Source organism: Staphylococcus sp. FSL W8-0774 (genome assembly GCF_038006785.1).
Classification (GTDB): Bacteria; Bacillota; Bacilli; order Staphylococcales; family Staphylococcaceae; genus Staphylococcus; species Staphylococcus pasteuri.
Window position 1 is genome coordinate 1046086 of record NZ_JBBOVW010000001.1, and the last position, 21380, is coordinate 1067465.

A 21380-nucleotide genomic window follows, 5' to 3' on the forward strand; every position below is an offset into this window, starting at 1 on the left:
AATTAGTAAGGAGTTTTATAATGACACACTATCATTTTGTCGGAATTAAGGGTTCTGGCATGAGTTCATTGGCACAAATCATGCATGATCTTGGGCATGAAGTGCAAGGCTCAGATATTGAAACTTATGTTTTTACAGAAGTTGCTCTAAGAAATAAAGGTATAACTATCTTACCGTTTGATAGTAACAATATTAAAGAAGATATGGTAATTATACAGGGTAATGCTTTCCCTGATACACATGAAGAGATAGTCAAAGCACATCAACTTAAATTAGATGTGATTAGATATCATGATTTTCTTGGCCATGTAATTAACCAATATACTTCGGTAGCAGTTACTGGTGCACATGGTAAAACATCAACAACTGGATTGTTATCTCATGTGATGAATGGAGATAAAAAGACTTCATTCCTTATAGGTGACGGTACAGGAATGGGTTTACCTGGCAGTGACTATTTTGCATTCGAAGCTTGCGAATATCGACGTCACTTTTTAAGTTATGATCCTGACTATGCAATTATGACAAATATTGACTTTGACCATCCTGATTATTTCAGAGATGTTGATGACGTTTTTGATGCATTCCAAGAAATGGCTCAAAATGTAAAAAAAGCTATCATTGCATGGGGCGACGATGAATATCTTAGAAAATTAGAAGCGGATGTACCCATTTATTACTATGGTTTAAAAGAAACTGATGACGTATATGCTAAAAATATACAAATCACTGAACAAGGTACACAATTTGATGTTTATATTAATGGAGAATTTTATGATCAATTCCTATCACCACAATATGGTGACCATAATATTCTAAATACATTAGCTGTTGTAACTATTAGTTATTTAGAAAAAATGAATGTTGATAATATAAAAGAAGCATTAGAAACATTTGGTGGTGTAAAACGTCGATTTAATGAAACAAAAGTATCAAATCAAGTATTAGTAGACGATTATGCTCACCATCCAAGAGAAATTAATGCTACAATTGAAACAGCTAGAAAAAAATATCCACAAAAAGAAGTTATTGCTGTATTCCAACCACATACATTCTCAAGAACTCAAGCATTCTTAGAAGAATTTGCAACAAGTTTAAGCGCAGCTGACCATGTTTTCTTATGTGAAATTTTTGGTTCTATTAGAGAAAACACTGGTGAATTGACGATTCAAGACTTGATTGATCGTATTGATGGATCAGCATTAATTGATGAAAATAGTATAGATGTATTAGAGAAATTTGATAATGCTGTAATATTATTTATGGGCGCTGGAGATATTCAAAAAATCCAAAAAGCGTACTTAAATAAATTAGGTATAAAAAAAGATTTCTAATATGTTTATAATGATTTCTCAAGGGTATTAAATATTAATGAATTTTATAATTAGGTATTTAGGAGGCGTTTTTAATGGATTGGATTTTACCAATTGCTGGAATTATCGCTGCGATAGCGTTCTTAATTTTATGTATCGGTATCGTTGTAGTGTTAATTTCTGTTAAGAAAAATTTAGATCACGTGGCTAAAACACTTGATGGTGTTGAAGGTCAAGTACAAGGTATTACAAGAGAATCTACTGATTTACTTCATAAAGTTAACCGTTTAACTGAAGATATTCAAGGTAAAGTTGATCGTTTGAATTCTGTAGTTGATGCTGTTAAAGGTATTGGTGACTCAGTTCAAACATTAAATGGTTCAGTTGACCGTGTAACTAATTCTATTACACACAACGTATCTCAAAATGAAGATAAAATTTCTCAAGTAGTACAATGGTCAAATGTGGCAATGGAAATTGCTGACAAATGGCAAAATAGACACTACCGTCGAGGAAGTGCAAATTACAAAGCAAACACAGTAGCAAATGATACAGATCATAGCTATACTACACGTGTTGACAAATAATTAATAAGAATGAACTAAATGCACTTAAATGAGGTTGTTACTTGTTTAAGTGCATTTGTTATAGGGAGGAATAAATCATGGAACACTATAATCGTGATGATTTTGAAAGAAATAATACTGGAAATGATTTATACAGCCGTCATACTCGTATAAATAATCAAACACCACAACGTAAAGATTTTGTTGTAAGCTTTATTACCGGTGCTTTAGTAGGTTCAGCTTTAGGGTTATATTACAAATTGAAAGTTTTCGAAAAAGCTGATCAAGCGATTGCCAAAGAAAAAGAACTACGTGAAAAAGCATTAAATTACAAATCTCAAGCAGAACGACATTTTGAATCTGTTAAAAACCAAGTTGAAAACTTCAGAAATAAATCAAAAGATGGTATCTCATCTGATGAATTATCAGCACAAAAAGTCGCAATCCAAAGAGAAGTAAGCGACAATAATTTAGCAGATCAATCACCAGAAGCTAGAGATATTCAAGAAGCAAAATTAGAAGCAGAAGGAAATTCTGGATCAGATGCTTCAGCTGCAGAATTAGCAGCACAACAAAACGCAATTCAAGCTGAAACAAATAAAGATAGTTTAGCAGATCAGTCACCACAAGCACGTGAAATACAACAAGCCAAACAAGAAGCACAAAATGAAGAGCAACAATCTAATGCAACGCCATCAGCTACAGAATTAGCAGCACAACAAAACGCAATTCAAGCTGAAACAAATAAAGATAGTTTAGCAGATCAGTCGCCACAAGCACGTGAAATACAACAAGCTAAACAAGAAACACAAAATAAAGAACAACAATCTAGTACAACACCATCAGCTACAGAATTAGCAGCACAACAAAATGCAATTCAAGCTGAAACAAATAAAGATAGCTTAGCAGACCAATCACCACAAGCACGTAAAATTCAAGAAGCTAAGGAAGAAAGTCAGAATGAGGAACAACAATCTCATATAAATAGTAATCAACACGTATCATCTGAAGAAGTTGTAATGGCAAAATCTGCTATTAAAGAAGAATCTTCACTATCTGATCCATCAAAAGAAAAAGCTAGCAAATCAACACAATCTAATGCAGATAAATTAGCAAGTGCAGCTAAAACGAAGAAAACAAAATTAGATAATGATGCTAATGTATCAGCTAATACTAAAGCTTTAACAAAAGAACAGGGTGTAGCCAAAAATAATAAACAATCTACACCAAATTTAGTAACTAAAACTGAAGAACAATCAACAAAAAATAATGATGGCTCATTTGCTAATAGACTAGCAAGTGCAGCTAAAACTAAAAAAAGTAAATTAACTAAAGGTTCTAAAGAATCTCAATTAACTAAAGCATTACTTGAAGAAGCACCAATTGCAAAATCAACGATGACTAAAGTACCTAATTTAGTTACTAAAACAACAACAAAATCTAACCAAAATAATAAATCAGCACAATCATCATCTAAACAATCTAGTACTAAGCAACCAACAAAAAAACAAAGTAAAGCACAGTTTGATAAAGGTGTCGTAACAAGACAAAATAATAATCAATCAACTAAAAAATCTAATAGTCAAGCTAAAGCAACAACAAAATCAACTAAAAAAAATAGTAATCAAACAACAGCACAAACAAAATCAACTAAGAAAACAACAAAATCATCTAATCAAAATAAAGCACAACAAGATAAAACAAAATCTACTCAACAAAAAGTAGAAAAAACAACTAGTAAAATCGAAAAACGTACTTTTAATGACTAATTAGTTTGTATTTAATATAAGTTAATATTATGATATTAATATAAGCACTCATTGGTTAGTATTTGATTTTAGTGGTTAAAATTAAATGTATAACATATTAGAGTGGAACCCATCATTCATTTACAGTAGGATGTATGACGTTCTGCTCTTTTTCTTTTTTAAAATATGTGTTCATAAATGGGAATATGATAATACTATCATATTTTTAGAAAATTTAATCAATTCCGACAATTATAACTTGAACAATAAAATGTTAATTGTTAGAATGATTCGTAAATACATTTATTTTATCGCTTTAAAGTGATACATATAATGTGCAACTAATAGTATAGAGGTGGAATGACTATGGGTAATAAATTAGATAGCTACAGACAAGAAATTGTCTCATTAAACGATCAGATTTTAGAGTTATTATCTCGACGTGGTGAACTAACTCAAAAAATTGGAGAAGAAAAAATTAAACAGGGTACACGTGTATATGACCCTCAACGTGAAAAGGAAATGATTAACGATCTTTTAGATAAGAATAATGGTCCGTTCAATGATAATGTGATTAAACAATTATTTAAAGAAATTTTTAAAGCCTCTACAGATTTACAAAAATCAGAGAATGAAAAACATTTATACGTATCTAGAAAATTAAAACCTGAAGATACAATTGTTCATTTTGATAATGGAGGTAAATTTGGAGAAGGTTATAAATCATTTGTTTTTGGTCCATGTTCAGTAGAATCGCAAGAACAAGTAGATACAGTTGCTGCTGATTTACAAGCAAAAGGTGAGAAATTTATACGTGGTGGAGCGTTTAAACCACGTACGTCCCCATATGATTTCCAAGGTTTAGGTGTTGAAGGTCTTAAAATCTTAAAAAATGTTAAAGATAAATATAATTTAAATGTCATTAGTGAAATCGTAAATCCAAATGATTTTGAAGTTGCAGATGAATATCTTGATGTTTTCCAAATTGGTGCACGTAATATGCAAAACTTTGAACTTTTAAAAGAAGCTGGTCGTACAAATAAACCAATTTTATTAAAACGTGGATTATCAGCAACAATTGAAGAATTCACATATGCTGCAGAATATATCGCATCTCAAGGTAATAGAAATATTATCTTATGTGAGCGTGGAATTAGAACATATGAAAAAGCAACTAGAAACACATTAGATATTTCTGCTGTACCAATATTAAAACAAGGTACACATTTACCTGTGATGGTCGATGTAACACACAGTACTGGTAGAAAAGACATTATGTTACCGACTGCAAAAGCTGCACTTGCTGTAGGAGCAGATGGCGTTATGGCAGAAGTACATCCAGATCCTTCAGTAGCATTAAGTGATGCAGGACAACAAATGGATTTAAAAGAATTTAATAAATTTTATAATGAATTAAAACCACTAGCAGACTTATATAACCAAAAGAAATTAAAATAATCGATAATGAAATTAAAGCTACTTCATTGAACAAAAGGTATTTTGTAAAGAAGTAGCTATTTTTGGTTTGAATTTAATTTATTTGTACAAAATATATCTTTTAATATGCATCATTAGAAATTTTGTTTTAAAGTGAATATAATTTAAATCTACAATTTTTCTGACAGAAATGTGAACAACAAAACAAATTTATTTCACTGCATCTTTAAATATGGTAAACTTTGAAAATAATATGAAAACACGGTATAATAGCGTATAAAACGCTTGCAAGGAGGAAATTATGACAGTAACAATTTATGATGTGGCAAGAGAAGCCAGAGTGTCGATGGCAACTGTTTCTCGTGTTGTTAATGGTAACCAAAACGTAAAGCCTGAAACTCGAAATAAAGTGAATGAAGTAATTAAAAAATTAAACTATCGTCCAAATGCAGTTGCACGTGGGCTTGCTAGTAAACGAACTACGACTGTAGGTGTGATTATTCCTGATATTTCAAACGTTTATTATTCACAACTTGCACGTGGTTTAGAAGATATTGCTACAATGTATAAATATCATTCAATCATTTCAAATTCAGATAATGATCCTGAAAAAGAAAAAGAAATTTTTAACAATCTTTTAAGTAAACAAGTAGATGGTATTATATTCTTAGGAGGTACAATTTCAGAAGAAATCAAAGAATTAATCAACCAATCATCAGTACCAGTCGTTGTATCAGGTACGAATGGTAAAGATGATCATGTTGCTTCTGTTAACATTGATTTTGAAAAAGCTGCTCAAGAAGTAACACAACATTTAATTGACCAAGGTGCTAAGAAATTTGCATTAGTTGGTGGTGATTATTCTAAGAAAGCCCAAGAAGATGTTTTAGATGGTTTAAATACAGTGCTATATGATAATAATCTAATATTAGAAGATGCGCTTCATTTAACAGGGGCTGAAAGTTACAAAGAAGGCATGAAAGTTTTTGATGAAATGAAAGATAACTTACCTGATGCTGTATTATCAATCAGTGATGAACAAGCGATCGGTGTGTTACACGGCGCATTAGATTCAGGTATAAAAGTTCCTGAAGATTTACAAATCGTTAGTTTTAATAATACGCGTTTAGTAGAAATGGTTAGACCACAACTTTCAAGTGTAATACAACCATTATATGATATTGGTGCTGTTGGAATGAGATTATTAACTAAGTATATGAATGAAGAGGAAATTGAAGAACCTAATGTGATTTTACCTCATAGAATTGAATATCGTGGTACGACAAAATAATTAAATAATATACGTACTATGTAATAAACACCCCATAAATTAGACTGATAACTAATTTATGGGGTGAAATTATTTGGATGTAAAATCATACCAACTTGCTATTAAATCTGCTACACGTGCATTTTTTTCTGAAATTTCATCAGTTCTAGGTATATACGTATAATCATTCAAACGGTCTTCCCATCTTTTTGGAAGTGTCACTGAGCTATAATGTTTCCATTTATTAATCCAAGTTAATGGTAAATAACCTTTTTGAATAGGCTCATTAATTAAACTTAAATATAAATGACTCCAGGCACGAGGCACAACTCTCCATAAATTATAACCTCCGCCACCAAACATAATTATTTTATTATGAGTATATTTTTCAGCAAGTGCTTTAATTATATAAGGTAGTTGATATAAAGAATTTAAAGTACAACTTATATGTGTTAGCGGATCTCTGTAATGAATATCCACTCCATTGACGCTTAAAATGATATCAGGTTTAAATGCTGCAATGACAGGTTCAACTGTAGATTTAAATGAGCGCAAGAATGATTCATCTTCTGTATAAGATTCTAATGGTACATTGACTGAATAACCATAACCGATATCTTCACCACGTTCAGTATAATGTCCAGAACCAGGAAATAAAAACTTACCAGTTTCATGGATAGAATAGGTTAATACATCATTGCTCGTATAAAAACTCCACTGAGTACCATCTCCATGATGTGCGTCTGTATCAATAATCATTACTCTTTGATTATAATGATTAACTAAATATTGAGCAGTTATAGCTACATCATTATAAATACAAAAGCCATTTGCACGACCTGGTAAAGCATGATGCAAGCCACCACCTAAATGACAACCATTTGTATAAGTACCGTCCATAATCTTATCTGCTAAGTTTAAAGCACCACCTACAATACGAGAACAATGACGATGCATATGTCTAAATGGAACTGTATCATCATTAAAACCATATTTTTTAGCTTCTTCAGAACTTAAGATGCCATGTGATGCATGTTTAATCGCTTGTATATAATCATAACGATGTATCAAAGCGAGTTCATCTTCTGTAGCAATTCGAGGTGTTAAAATATTTTCATTAGATAAAAACTGTGCATCTATTAAAAGTTCAGTTGTTAATTTTAAACGCATTTGATTAAAAGGATGCTCATTATTAAATCTATATTTTAAAATATCATCTGAGTATACATAACCTGTTTTATTTTTATTACTCATAAGCTCATTCCTTTCAATCTGCTAATAAAAGAAGCGGTTTTGAAATCTAATATCGTCGAAAGCATGTTGTTGATCTAAACTAATTCTTTTACCAATTCTAGCCATTAAACAATTTGCTGGATGACTTGTAATTTCTGGATCATCTGTAGCAAAGACTTCTAAACCGCCTTTTTGCATTAATTTTTGCATTAACCGTTTATATTCAAATACATCTAGTTGGGCATGTTTTAAGTCCCAATGCCAATAATATTCAGTTGTTAAGACAATATAATCTTCAAATTCATCAGCTGATAAACTGATTTGAATTAATCTCCCACCTAAATGTAAATGACGGTAACCTTTGCTTAACTCGATTGCACCAAGCTCAATTAAATAGGGGAGTTGGCCAGTAGACCATCTTTCTAATTCATCTGGATAATGATACGTAACATAACCTATAATATGTTTGTCTCTCCGAATAATATAAACTCTACCTTCAGGTAACGTAGTAATTTCTAATAAAGCTTCAAATTGTTCATTGTAGGATCTAAATGCATTTAATCCATCGTCGAAAGTAAGCGTTTTCAAAAAAGAATATGAAACAGGGCCTTCTATTATAAAATGCTGATCTTCTAAGTATATATTCTCTTTAATATAAGATTTTATATGTTGCATATCTTCACCTCCTAATTAAAACCTCCTTGTTCTTTATACTTATTATACTTTTCTTGATGTAAAATGACAAAAATGATGTCAATTATAATTAAATGTTTTGAATAATGTGACAATTATATGTATAATTCACTATAAAGAAAGCGATTTCATAAATCGAAGGGGGATTTTCTTATGAAAGTTGAAGTATATAAAAGTGAACCTGGAAATTATAATTTGCAAGATTATGAACAAACGTATAATAACTTTGATTGGAAAGATGTTGAAAAGGCATTCTCTTGGAATAAGACAGGAAAAATCAACATGGCGTATGAATGTATAGATAGACATGTTGATGAGGGTAAGGGAGAAAAGATAGCATTAAACTATAAAGACGAACGTCGTCATGAATCATACACATTTGAAGAGATGAAAAAATACTCAAATAAAGCAGCCAATGTTTTAAAAAATAAAGCTAATGTTCAAAAAGGGGATAGAGTATTTATTTTCATGTCAAGAACACCAGAATTGTATTTCGCTTTCTTAGGTATTTTAAAAATTGGTGCAATTGTTGGACCACTATTTGAAGCATTTATGGAAAAAGCTGTGGCAGACAGACTTGAAAATAGTGATGCTAAAGTCATTGTTACAAATAAAGCATTATTACCACGAATTCCAAAAGATAAATTACCTAACTTGGAAACAATTGTTGTAGTAGATGACGATGTGGATGAGGCATATGTTGACTTTAATACTGAATTTAAAAAAGCTAGTGATGAGTTTGATATTGAATGGTTAAATGAAGACGATGGCTTAATTTTACATTATACATCTGGCTCTACCGGTCAACCTAAAGGTGTACTACATGTTCAAAAAGCAATGTTAGTTCACTATATTTCTGGAAAATATGTATTAGATTTACAAGAGGATGATGTTTATTGGTGTACAGCAGATCCAGGTTGGGTAACTGGAACGTCATATGGTGTCTTTGCTCCATGGTTAAATGGTGTTACAAACTGTATTGTTGGTGGTCGATTCTCTCCAGAACAATGGTACAAAATGATTCAAGACTTTAAAGTAACAATTTGGTACACTGCACCAACGGCTTTACGTATGTTAATGAGTGCTGGTGACGATATTGTAGAAAAATATGATTTGTCATCATTACGTTCAATCTTGTCTGTTGGTGAACCACTCAATCCAGAAGTTATCAAATGGTCTAAAGACGTTTTCCATAAACGTGTCTTAGATACTTGGTGGATGACTGAAACTGGTGGACATATGATTGTTAACTATCCTGCCATGGACATTAAATTAGGTTCAATGGGTAAACCATTACCTGGCATCGAAGCAGCTATAGTAGATAATGAAGGTAAAGAATTGCCACCTAATAGAATGGGTAACTTAGCAATCAAAAAAGGATGGCCATCTATGATGCATTCTATCTGGAAAAATCCAGAAAAATATGATTCTTACTTTATCGGAGATTGGTACGTTTCAGGGGATTCTGCATATAAAGATGAAGACGGATATTATTGGTTCCAAGGACGTGTAGATGATGTGATTATGACTGCTGGTGAACGTGTAGGCCCATTTGAAGTTGAATCTAAGTTAGTAGAACATGAAGCAGTGGCTGAAGCAGGTGTCATCGGTAAACCAGATCCTGTACGTGGTGAAATTATTAAAGCATTCGTAGCACTGAGACAAGGTTATGAACCAACTGATGAATTAAAAAATGATATTCGCCAATTTGTAAAAGAAGGATTGTCTGCACACTCTGCACCACGAGAAATTGAGTTTAAAGATAAACTACCTAAAACACGTTCAGGTAAGATTATGAGACGTGTATTAAAAGCTTGGGAATTAGATTTAGATGCTGGTGACTTAAGTACAATGGAAGATTAATAATTGACATTAGAAAAATGCATTTACAAAACTCTATTTTCACACATTAACGTCAATAAGTAACTAAAAGGACCTAATTATTTTTAGGTCCTTTTTATGTGTAGAATTCGATGGCGTTTTTGAAAACGCTATCAAATATTCGACATCAATAAATAAGTCGGTTATTATTAAAGATGTAAGAGCAATTGAATCATGTACATAACTGATTCTTACACTTATTTTTATAATTTTATAAATATTTATAAGGGGTTGAAATAAGTTGGCACATTTATCAGATTTAGAAATTGCAAACCAATCAAAATTAAGACCTATTAGTGAAATTGCTAATGAGGCAGGAATTTCAGATGAAGCTTTAGAACAATATGGACATTATAAAGCTAAAATTGATATAAACCAAATTAAACCTAAAGACAATAAAGGTAAGGTAGTATTAGTAACTGCAATGAGTCCAACTCCAGCTGGAGAGGGTAAATCAACAGTAACAGTAGGATTATCAGATGCTTTCCATGAACTAAAGAAAAGTGTCATGGTAGCTTTACGTGAACCTGCTTTAGGACCTACTTTTGGTATTAAAGGTGGCGCAACAGGCGGCGGTTATGCACAAGTATTACCAATGGAAGATATTAACTTACATTTTAATGGTGATTTCCATGCTATTACTACTGCAAATAATGCTTTATCTGCTTTCATAGATAACCATATACACCAAGGTAATGACTTAGGCATAGATCAACGTAGAATTGAATGGAAACGTGTTCTAGACATGAATGATCGTGCACTACGTCATGTAAACGTTGGTTTAGGTGGTCCAACTAACGGTGTGCCACGTGAAGATGGATTTAATATTACTGTTGCCTCAGAAATTATGGCTATTTTATGTTTAAGTCGTAATATTAAAGATTTAAGAGAAAAAATAAGTAAAATAACAATTGGATATACACGCGATCGTAAACCAGTTACCGTTGCAGATTTAAAAGTTGAAGGCGCATTAGCTATGATTTTAAAAGATGCAATTAAACCTAACTTAGTACAGACAATTGAAGGTACACCTGCATTAGTTCATGGTGGCCCATTCGCTAACATTGCACATGGTTGTAATTCTATTTTAGCTACAGAAACAGCGAGAGACTTAGCTGATATTGTTGTCACAGAAGCAGGCTTTGGTTCAGATTTAGGTGCTGAGAAATTTATGGATATCAAAGCCCGTGAAGCTGGTTTCGAACCTTCAGCTGTCGTCTTAGTGGCAACAGTTCGTGCTTTAAAAATGCATGGCGGAGTCACTAAGGATAACTTGAAAGAAGAAAATGTAGATGCAGTTAAAGCTGGTATTGTTAACTTAGAACGACACGTTAATAATATTAAAAAATTTGGTGTAGAACCAATTATTGCAATTAATGCTTTCATTCATGATACAGATGCTGAAGTAGAATTTGTTAAATCATGGGCAAAAGAAAATGGCGTAAGAATTGCTCTAACTGAAGTTTGGGAAAAAGGTGGCAAAGGCGGAGTTGACCTCGCTAATGAAGTTCTAGAAGTTCTAGATCAACCACAAAATTTCAAACCACTTTATGAATTAGAACAACCACTAGAAGATAAAATTGAAACAATTGTTAAAGAAATTTATGGCGGTTCAAAAGTAACATTCACTAGTAAAGCTCAAAAACAATTAAAACAATTTAAAGATAATGGTTGGGATCATTACCCAATTTGTATGGCTAAAACACAATACTCATTTAGTGATGATCAAACAGCATTAGGAGCACCAAGTGATTTCGAAATCACAATCCGTGAATTAGAAGCTAAAACTGGTGCAGGATTTATCGTTGCATTGACAGGTGCAATTATGACAATGCCAGGTTTACCTAAAAAACCTGCTGCATTAAACATGGACGTAACTGATGATGGACATGCAATAGGATTATTCTAAAATATATAGTTAACCCCTTGATAATTTATTGAATATTATCAAGGGGTTATTTTTAATATGATGATTTTTTAGGTTTAGTTAATAAATGAGTTTTAATATTATATTGTTTTGCTTTTTGATATTCTGCCTTTGTAATTTTTTCTTCTACTAGCATACGTTTTAGAACATAATGTTGTCTTTGTATGCTATATTCAATTTCATTTGCAGGTTTTAAGTTACCATTTTCGTCATAGGGTGTATAACCATATGGACTTTGTAATAACCCAATAAGATAAGCGGATTGAGCGATATTTAAATGTTCCGCTGAAACACCGAATAAACTATAAGATGCAGATGAAATACCAGTGATATTAGCACCGTTATAATCTCGTCCAAATGGAACAATATTTAAATAGGTGTAGATAATTTCCTTTTTGCTTAATATATCTTCAAGTCGTTGAGCTAGTATAATTTCATTAGCCTTACGACTATATGTTTTTTCATTAGTTAACACTTGATTTTTAACTAATTGTTGTGTAATGGTGCTGCCACCAGAACTATGTTCTTTCTGAGATAAATCTTGAAACATTGCTCTTAAAATGGCTTTTGGAAGAATGCCGTTATGCTGGAAAAATAAAGTATCTTCTGAAGACGTTAGCGCTTTAATAACATCTGGATTCACATGTTTAGGACCTACTATTAATGGATTAAGTGAATGATCATATTCATATAAGATGTCCTTGTTTTTATAATTAATTAAATCATCTCCAGCAAAGTGAATGACTTTATGTTTTAATGCATTATCACTTATTGATGATGCTTCTTTAGTTAGTTGGTGAAAATAAACTAGGGCAGCTAATAAGATAATAAGTGTAAACACTACACCGATTATAAAAACTGAAACAATGATGTGTTTAATTCGTTTATATAATTTTTCAAATCGAAACAAATTATCATGTTGCCGATGTTGTTTCATATTATCCATAGCAAACCTCCTTATTTTAGCTTATTATATCATACTCGGTAAGTTGACTTTTAAAATAATGTTAACTATAATTAGATTCAAATACATAGGTTTCAGATGAAGGACAAGTAGCTTTGTAGAGAATTTCAGAGAGTTAGTGGTTGCTGTGAACTAATATTTTCTATTTTGTGAATACACCTTTTTATTACAAGTCTGACGTTTGATTAATGAACGTATCATTAAGAGAGATATTAGGTTAAAGAATATCCAACAATTTTGGACACTTAGATAACTAAACGTTTGAGTATTATACCAAATGAATTAGTTTTAGAATTGTGGATGATTCACTTATGAAGCCTAAATTTAAGTATGGTGGTACCGTGCAAATGCGCCCTTACATTGATGAAATGTAGGGGCATTTTTTTGTTTAATTGTATATCTAATACACTTTTGATGATAGTATCTTTAAAAGTTATTGATATTTAGATATTCAGTAAAATATGATATGAACCATTTAAACTTAAAAGGCTTATCTTTCAATCACACTTACATCTAAACTTATGATAATAAAAGAATATTTTTAGGAGGAATTGAATAATGTCAAATGCATTAATTGAAGATTTAAAATGGCGTGGACTTATATATCAACAAACTGATGAAGCGGGAATTGAAGAATTATTAAATAAAGAACAAGTAGCTTTATATTGTGGTGCAGACCCAACAGCAGATAGTTTACACATTGGTCATTTGCTTCCATTTCTAACTTTAAGACGTTTTCAAGAGCATGGTCATCGTCCGATTGTATTAATCGGTGGTGGTACAGGTATGATTGGTGATCCATCTGGTAAATCAGAAGAACGTGTATTACAAACCGAAGAACAAGTAGAAGCTAATGTACAAGGTATTAGTCAACAAATGCATAAACTATTTGAGTTCGGTACAGATAAAGGTGCAACTTTAGTTAACAATAAAGATTGGTTGGGGCAAATCTCGTTAATTAGCTTTTTACGTGACTATGGTAAACATGTTGGTGTTAACTATATGCTAGGAAAAGATTCTATCCAAACAAGATTAGAACATGGTATTTCTTATACAGAGTTCACATATACTATTTTACAAGCAATTGACTTTGGTCATTTGAACCGTGAATTAAATTGTAAAATCCAAGTAGGTGGTTCAGATCAATGGGGTAATATTACAAGTGGTATCGAATTAATGAGACGTATGTATGGACAAACTGAAGCATATGGTTTAACTATTCCACTAGTAACTAAATCTGATGGTAAGAAATTTGGTAAATCAGAATCTGGTGCTGTTTGGTTAGATGCAGAAAAGACAAGTCCATACGAGTTTTATCAATTTTGGATAAACCAATCAGATGAAGATGTAATAAAATTCTTAAAATACTTTACTTTCTTAAGTAAGGAAGATATTGATCAATTAGAACAATCAAAAGAGGAAGCACCACATAAACGTGAAGCACAAAAAGCATTAGCTGAAAATGTAACTCGTTTTATCCATGGTGAGGCTGCTTTAAACGATGCCATTAGAATTTCACAAGCATTATTTAGTGGAGATTTAAAATCATTATCAGCTAAAGAATTAAAAGAAGGTTTCAAAGATGTACCTCAAGTTGAATTATCTAAAGAAACTACAAATATTATTGAAGCGTTAATTGAAACAGGAATTGCTACTTCAAAACGTCAAGCGCGTGAAGATGTTAATAATGGCGCAATTTATATTAATGGTGAACGTCAACAAGATGTAAATTATGAACTTTCAGATCAAGACAAAATCGAAGAAGAATTTACTATTATTCGTAGAGGTAAAAAGAAATACTTTATGGTTAATTACAAATAAATTATTTAAGATCTTGAATCAATTACCTAAAGATCTAAATTGGTGTGTGGGAGGTTAAAACTTGAATAAAGAAGAAGTCATCATGAGAGGGTTGCGAAACATGTTTAATAAAATTGCATGGCTAAATAAAGATGAAATGCAAGAAGCGCTAAAAGAATACAAATCAAGTGAAGTTCATTGTATTGAAGCCATACATGACTTAAAAAACCCTAATGTTAAAAGTTTAACTGAACAATTATTTATGACAAGAGGTGCCATAAGTAAATTGACAAAACGTCTTCAAACAAAATCGTTGATTGAAAGTTATCGAAGCGATAGTAATAAAAAAGAAATATATTTTCGACTTACACCAAAAGGTCAACAAGTTTATAACACACATCAGCAACTACATGCTAAGTTTGAAGCAAGAGATCGAGTGGTATTCGACAATTTATCACAAGAAGAATTTGATAGTATATATCAATTTATTGAAAGATATAATAACCATTTAGATGATGAAATTAAGAAAAATGAATTACAACTTTAAATAAATTTAGAAAGTTATAGTTTCGAGAATGAGGCATTATTGATGCCTCATTTTTATTTTTCAAATTTTTATTGTTGACAAGGAAACAAAATAGGCGTAAATTTGTTGACGTAGAAACAAAAAGGAGTCAATTTATGTCAGAATATAAAGCACAAAGTCAACAAATTCCAAAAGAAACGATGCATGCAGCATGGGCTATTGCTATAGGTGCTATCGCTCCAATGTTAGATTCAACGATGATCAACATTGGTATCAAACAATTAAACCAAACATTTCATACTAGTATTGATATTGTTCAATGGGGAATTACAGGATATATTCTAGCTTTAGCTATTGCTATTCCATTCTCTGGTTGGTTAATGAATCAATTCAATAGTAAAAATGTATTTATAATAGCAATGTCATTATTCGGTTTAACTTCATTAATGGTTGGACTTAGTAATTCAGTTAACGTATTTATTCTATTTAGAATTGTTCAAGGTTTTAGTGCAGGTGTTATCACTTCTCTTATGTTTACTTTATTAGTTAAGACTGCAGGTCAAGAAAATATAGGTAAGGTAATGGCTATTGTAAGCACCCCAATGATCTTTGGACCTATATTAGGACCTACGTTAGGTGGTTTTATTATTCACTTTGCATCTTGGAGATGGATGTTTTTTATTAATATATTAGTAACTGTTATTTCGGTACCACTTATGATGAAATACGTACCATCTTTTAAACCATTTAACAAAGATAAATCGTTAGACGCTATAGGAATTGCAATGTTAGGAATTATTAGTACAAGTTTAATATATGGTATCACCGAAGCAGGAGATAAAGGTACATTTTTGGATCCTTTAGCAGTCTTTTGTATAACTGTAGGTGTGATATTTATTGTTGGTTATGTCATTTATAATTTAAGAAATCAATTTAATACGATATTACCTATTAACTTATTTAAAAGTAAAACTTACTCAGCTTCAATGTTAGGATTACTTTTGGCTAATATAGGTATTATGGGACCAATGGTTATACTGCCGTTATTCTTTCAATCTTTTAAACATTATTCTGCAATCGAAGCAGCTTTAGCATTAATACCTCAAGGGGTAGGGATGTTGATCACACGTCCATATATAGGTAAATATATTGATAGAATAGGTGCAAAATACGTTATTATGATAAGTATTGTGATTGCTATTATCGGCACTTTACCATTAGCTTTTGTAGATCAACATACATCTATCTGGTGGATATCTCTAATATTATTTATTAGAGGATGTAGCGTGGGTGGTATAAATCTTGGATTGATGGCAGATGCATATAAAGGTGTGTCAGAATCACAATTATCAGAGGCTGGTGTTGGCATCAATATGATAGAGAATGTTGGTGCTAGTTTTGGAACAGCCATTATCGCAACTGTAGTCGCTTCTAACATTTCAAAATCTGCTATGCATGATGTTATCAGTAAGCAATTAACAGGATTTCATGAAGGATTTGTGGTTTCTGTGATAGCTATTTTATTTATATTAATTCCAGCGTTATTTTTAACCAAAAATAAACAAGGTATTGATGAATCTTAATTTCATTAATACCTTGTTTTACTATTATTGTGCAAATTGACTTTGTCTTTCTGAAGATGACTGTGTAGATGTTTGTGTTTGTTTTTTTAATTTAACATCAATACTTTTAGTTTTACCATCTCGGATAACTGTTAATTTAATATGCTCTCCGGGTTTCTTATGTTCATATAAATAAGTTCTTAGATCAGTATCTTCTTTAACAGTTTTACTATCAACTTTTGTTATAATATCACCTTTTTTAAGGTTACTATCATGGCTGACTTTCGCAACATAAACACCAGATTGACTATCGGTATTCATTTCTTTTCTGTATGATTCAGGGATATCTTGTAAATTGATTAATCCTATACCAATAGATGGACGTTCGATTTTCCCATGCTTAACTAATTGCTCAATTGTAACTTTTACTTCATTACTAGGAATAGCAAATCCAATTCCTTCGACTTGTTCAGATGCAATTTTCATTGAGTTGATACCAACTAAATTACCATTAATATCTACAAGTGCACCACCAGAATTACCTGGGTTGATCGCTGCATCAGTTTGAAGTACATTTACTTTTGTATTGCCACCAGTCGTATTAGCATCAATTGTGCGTTCATTTGCAGAAATAATACCAGATGTGACTGAATTTGCAAATTCTAAACCGAGTGGGTTACCCATTGCAAACACGCTATCTCCTGTTTGAACTTTTGATGAATTTGCAAAATCGATTGATTTGATACCTTTAGTATTATCTATTTTTAATACAGCAATGTCTGTAACAGCATCTTTGCCGACAAGTTTAGCTTTAACTTGTTTTGAATTGTGTAATTGTACTTTTATCTCAGATGCACCATCAATAACATGGTTATTTGTTACGATATAAGCAGAACCGTCACTAATTTGATAAATAACACCTGAACCTATACCAGCTTCTTCTGGTTTAGAAGTTTTTCCTTTTAATAAATCATCAAGGTTATTTGATTTTTGCATATTAATAACTCCAACAATAGCTGGAGAAACATCTTTAATCATCTCATGGACAGAATCATATTTATCACTTTTTCCATCTAATTGATTACCGCCTTTACTATTTGACGCTTCATTAACCGTTGCACCATCATGATTTAATACAGTTTGATTAAGTATCTTACCAATTCCAAGAACGAGTAAGGCACCAATAATACCTGCAATTAATGCAACTAAAATGGTTTTAAACCACGGAAACTTAGGTTTATTATATCGAGATGGTTGTTGTTGAGAATCATAAGATTGATTCGATTGTGTATAATCTGACATATTTGACCTCCAATTTTAATAATCTCTACTCTTAATTATGTAATTTTTTTCACAAAAACGCTAGTCTTCTGCTATCAGACTTTAGACTCATTTAGAAGTTATCTTGTTCATATTGCAGGTAAATGATAAAATCTATATGTTAAATAGAAAACTATATAAGTAGGTGTAACGATGTATAAAGTGATAAGTAGTATTTTATATTTTATTTTAGTTAAATTAGGCAAATCACTATTTGTTATTGGTAAAGAAAACATTCCCAAAGACAATAATTATGTTGTGACTTGTACACATGAAAGTTATAACGAGGTTATAATGTTAGGTATGGCAATTTATCCAAATCAAATTAACTATATGGCTAAGAAAGAATTATTTAGTAATAAATGGGGCGGGAAATTCCTGAGCTCATTAAATGCGTTTCCTGTTGATAGAGAAAACCCAGGTCCAAGTACATTGAAACGACCAATTAAATTACTAAAAGAAAATAAAACTGTAGGCATATTCCCAACAGGTCATAGAACATCAATGGAAGGTGCACCATTAAAAAGAGGTGCAGCTACAATAGCTATGTTAGGTAAAGCACCTATTTTACCAGCTGCATATGTAGGACCTAAAGCATTACATGGATTAGTGACTGGGCAAGCTTTACTTAAATTTGGAGAGCCAATTGATACAAGTGATATTCCTAAAGAGTTAAAGAGAAATGAAAAAGTAGAATATTTAACTAAAGAAATTGAACGTAGAACAACTGCGCTTCAAAAAGAATTAAATGAAATAGCTAAAAATTTATAGTAAAACAATAAAGGTTGGATAATGATTCAAGTACGAATAAATCATTATCCAACCTTTTAATTTTCAGTGATATTAATAAAATAAATAAGTACTAACAATTGTAAAACTAAACTTATTGTTTAATTTTCTCGAATTTATCTTCACTGTCTGGTTTGTCATTAGGTGAATCTAAGGCATAGATTGCTTTCTTTCCTACTTTTAAATAGCCTGTTTCACCACTTAGATTAATCTTAGCTAAATGTTTATGTTCTTTATCATCTTTAATAGACCCTTCAAGTGACATACCACCACTAGTGACTTTGAGTGATTCACCTTTAATCGTAATGATGTCTCCATCACTATTTTGCCATTTTCCTTCAGCTTGTTTAGTAGGGCTACTAGAACATGCTACTAATAATATACTTAAAATTGAAATTAAAACTAAAAACTTTTTCACGTTGCACCATCCTCCTTAAATATTGACTTTATTTTATCAAACAAACAAAAAGTTGTGTATAATACATTTTGTATAATTTATTTTAAATGAATTAATATAAAGTTAAATATTAAGCTATTTATAGATGTATTTAATATCTTTTTTTTCGAATTAAAATGAAAGATTTCAAAAAATCACTAATTAAATATCTTGAAAAGTTCATAATTAGAGCGTATTAGCAATTTTAATTATCTTCTTATTCTGATACAATATTTAAGGATAATAATTGATGTGACGGCATTTAAGAACGCTTTCATTAAATATTAACTATAAATAACATTGAATTATATAGTTTTGGATATCAAATACATAATTGTTGTAATTCAATCGAAAAGGGGAGAATTGAATGTATAAATTTTTCAGAACTTAGGTCGTTCATTAATGCTTCCTGTTGCTGTCTTACCTGCTGCAGCGATTATAGTAGGGATTGGTAACGCACTTAATGCATTACATGTATTACCTCAAGTAGCTCTATTTTTTGTAGCAGTGGGTACAACTATTTTAGGACAATTGGGAATACTATTTGCCATTGGTGTAGCAATTGGTATGGCTAAGAAAAATGATGGTGCCGTTGCACTTGCCGCAGCATTAGGTTTCTTTGTTGTTACACAAGTACTATCACCTAAAAATTTAGCACCTATTTTACATATGAAACAAAGTTCCATAGATTTATCATTTGAAAAAATGGATAATGCTAATGTTTTTGTAGGTATTATTATTGGTTTAATTGCAGCATATACCTATAATAAATTTAGTGACACTGAATTACCAGTTGCATTATCGTTCTTTAGTGGGAAACGTTTAGTTCCAATACTAACAGCCTTTTTCTGTACTTTCTTAGCAATTATATTATTATTTGTTTGGCCAGTTGTATATGGTGCAATCATGACATTTGGAACATGGATTGTCGGAATGGGACCTTTTGGTGCATTTATTTATGGTGTAGCGAATCGACTATTAATTCCAACTGGTCTACATCATGCATTAAACACTGTATTTTGGTTTGATACAATTGGCATTAATGATATCGGTAAATTCCAAACTGGTAAAGATGCTGTTCATGGTATAACAGGTCGATATCAAGCTGGTTTCTTCCCAATTATGATGTTTGGTATGCCAGCAGCGGCATTAGCGATGTATCATACTGCTAAAACTTCACAACAAAAGCAAGTTTATGGTTGGTTTTTAGGAAGTGCTATTGCTGCATTCTTCGTTGGTGTCACTGAACCTATTGAATTTGCGTTTATGTTTGTAGCACCTGTATTATATGTTATTCATGCTTTCTTAACAGGTCTATCACTATTTATTGCAGCACTTTTCCATTGGACAGCAGGATTCTCATTTAGCGCTGGTCTTATAGATTATCTATTATCATTAATTAATCCAGTATCTAATCATCCACTCATGTTACTAGTACAAGGTGTTGTATTCTTTATCTTATATTACGTCATCTTTAGATTTGTTATACAAGTATTTAACTTAAATACTATTGGTCGTGGAGATAATGAATTAGCTGATCCAACAGACGAAGATGCTATTGAAAAAGAAAATGATAATGGTAAACCAACTAAAACAAGTAAATATACTAAGTCAGCTTCACAAATACTGGAAGGTTTAGGTGGTAGCCAAAATATTACTACCTTAACTAATTGCGCAACAAGACTAAGACTCGAACTTAAAGACAATTCAAACATTGATGAACAAAAAATCAAGAACGCTGGAGCTGTTGGTGTAACTAAAAGTGGTCAACATTCTACGCAAGTGATTATAGGTACACATGTTCAACAAGTAGCAGATGAAATTGAAAAACAAATGGAACAATAGTATTAAAGTAGAGCAAATTCATTTTTGAATTTGCTCTATTTATTTTCACCATGTATATTATATAGTATCA

The 21380-nt window shown here is 31.4% G+C and carries 17 protein-coding genes; 12 read left to right on the forward strand and 5 right to left on the reverse strand.

From position 1 onward, the window contains the following. The first annotated feature begins 20 nt into the window (after window positions 1–20). The 5 genes from murC (at window position 21) to ccpA (ending at window position 6355) form a co-directional block, all read left to right on the forward strand. Complete coding sequence (murC, locus tag NSQ15_RS05190) at window positions 21–1334, forward strand: UDP-N-acetylmuramate--L-alanine ligase (protein ID WP_017638259.1); 1314 nt, start codon at window positions 21–23, stop codon at window positions 1332–1334. Window positions 1335–1408: 74 nt separating this feature from the next. After that, window positions 1409–1900 (forward strand): DUF948 domain-containing protein, encoded by a 492-nt coding sequence (locus NSQ15_RS05195; RefSeq protein WP_002467416.1) that lies wholly within the window; start codon window positions 1409–1411, stop codon window positions 1898–1900. Between the two features lie 77 nt (window positions 1901–1977). Beyond that, the gene (locus NSQ15_RS05200) at window positions 1978–3648 is read left to right on the forward strand and encodes a smooth muscle caldesmon (protein ID WP_124760129.1); all 1671 of its coding nucleotides are present in this window, start codon (window positions 1978–1980) and stop codon (window positions 3646–3648) included. Window positions 3649–3993: 345 nt separating this feature from the next. Continuing rightward, complete coding sequence (locus tag NSQ15_RS05205; RefSeq protein ID WP_340746981.1) at window positions 3994–5085, forward strand: bifunctional 3-deoxy-7-phosphoheptulonate synthase/chorismate mutase; 1092 nt, start codon at window positions 3994–3996, stop codon at window positions 5083–5085. 280 nt (window positions 5086–5365) lie between these two features. Next, window positions 5366–6355, forward strand: a complete 990-nt coding sequence (ccpA, locus tag NSQ15_RS05210; RefSeq protein ID WP_070453992.1) for a catabolite control protein A — start codon at window positions 5366–5368, stop codon at window positions 6353–6355. Window positions 6356–6424: 69 nt separating this feature from the next. On the opposite strand, the gene NSQ15_RS05215 is transcribed toward ccpA, so the two are convergent. Continuing rightward, window positions 6425–7588: an acetoin utilization protein AcuC gene (locus NSQ15_RS05215; RefSeq protein WP_340746982.1), complete on the reverse strand. Its 1164-nt coding sequence runs from the start codon at window positions 7586–7588 to the stop codon at window positions 6425–6427. A 21-nt stretch (window positions 7589–7609) separates the two neighbouring features. After that, window positions 7610–8242: a GNAT family N-acetyltransferase gene (locus NSQ15_RS05220; protein WP_017638254.1), complete on the reverse strand. Its 633-nt coding sequence runs from the start codon at window positions 8240–8242 to the stop codon at window positions 7610–7612. Window positions 8243–8413: 171 nt separating this feature from the next. On the opposite strand from NSQ15_RS05220, the gene acsA reads away from it, so the two are divergent. Both acsA and NSQ15_RS05230 read left to right on the forward strand, forming a co-directional pair. After that, the gene (acsA, locus tag NSQ15_RS05225) at window positions 8414–10123 is read left to right on the forward strand and encodes an acetate--CoA ligase (protein ID WP_217193954.1); all 1710 of its coding nucleotides are present in this window, start codon (window positions 8414–8416) and stop codon (window positions 10121–10123) included. Window positions 10124–10382: 259 nt separating this feature from the next. Further along, window positions 10383–12050 carry a formate--tetrahydrofolate ligase gene (locus NSQ15_RS05230; RefSeq protein ID WP_029055653.1) on the forward strand — a complete coding sequence of 556 codons (1668 nt, stop codon included), beginning with the start codon at window positions 10383–10385 and terminating at the stop codon, window positions 12048–12050. Window positions 12051–12102: 52 nt separating this feature from the next. On the opposite strand, the gene NSQ15_RS05235 is transcribed toward NSQ15_RS05230, so the two are convergent. Next, a complete protein-coding gene (locus NSQ15_RS05235; RefSeq protein ID WP_340746983.1) occupies window positions 12103–13014 on the reverse strand; it encodes a transglycosylase domain-containing protein in 912 nt (303 codons plus the stop codon). 576 nt (window positions 13015–13590) lie between these two features. Between NSQ15_RS05235 and tyrS the strand changes: the two genes are divergently transcribed. The 3 genes from tyrS to NSQ15_RS05250 all read left to right on the forward strand — a co-directional run bounded on the left by tyrS (window position 13591) and on the right by NSQ15_RS05250 (window position 16941). Next, complete coding sequence (tyrS, locus tag NSQ15_RS05240; protein ID WP_340746984.1) at window positions 13591–14853, forward strand: tyrosine--tRNA ligase; 1263 nt, start codon at window positions 13591–13593, stop codon at window positions 14851–14853. Between the two features lie 61 nt (window positions 14854–14914). Next, entirely contained in the window at window positions 14915–15379 is a 465-nt protein-coding gene (locus tag NSQ15_RS05245) for a MarR family transcriptional regulator (protein WP_070453986.1), read from the forward strand. 134 nt (window positions 15380–15513) lie between these two features. Next, on the forward strand, window positions 15514–16941 hold the full coding sequence (locus NSQ15_RS05250) for an MDR family MFS transporter (RefSeq protein ID WP_124760127.1): 1428 nt from the start codon (window positions 15514–15516) through the stop codon (window positions 16939–16941). Between the two features lie 24 nt (window positions 16942–16965). On the opposite strand, the gene NSQ15_RS05255 is transcribed toward NSQ15_RS05250, so the two are convergent. Further along, a complete protein-coding gene (locus NSQ15_RS05255) occupies window positions 16966–18222 on the reverse strand; it encodes a S1C family serine protease (protein ID WP_070453982.1) in 1257 nt (418 codons plus the stop codon). Between the two features lie 171 nt (window positions 18223–18393). Between NSQ15_RS05255 and NSQ15_RS05260 the strand changes: the two genes are divergently transcribed. Beyond that, complete coding sequence (locus NSQ15_RS05260; protein WP_017638246.1) at window positions 18394–19011, forward strand: lysophospholipid acyltransferase family protein; 618 nt, start codon at window positions 18394–18396, stop codon at window positions 19009–19011. A 112-nt stretch (window positions 19012–19123) separates the two neighbouring features. Here NSQ15_RS05260 and NSQ15_RS05265 read toward each other — a convergent pair whose 3' ends face one another. Continuing rightward, window positions 19124–19447, reverse strand: a complete 324-nt coding sequence (locus tag NSQ15_RS05265) for a hypothetical protein (RefSeq protein WP_046466811.1) — start codon at window positions 19445–19447, stop codon at window positions 19124–19126. 420 nt (window positions 19448–19867) lie between these two features. On the opposite strand from NSQ15_RS05265, the gene nagE reads away from it, so the two are divergent. Continuing rightward, the gene (gene nagE / locus NSQ15_RS05270; protein ID WP_445684183.1) at window positions 19868–21310 is read left to right on the forward strand and encodes an N-acetylglucosamine-specific PTS transporter subunit IIBC; all 1443 of its coding nucleotides are present in this window, start codon (window positions 19868–19870) and stop codon (window positions 21308–21310) included. Window positions 21311–21380 lie beyond the last annotated feature (70 nt).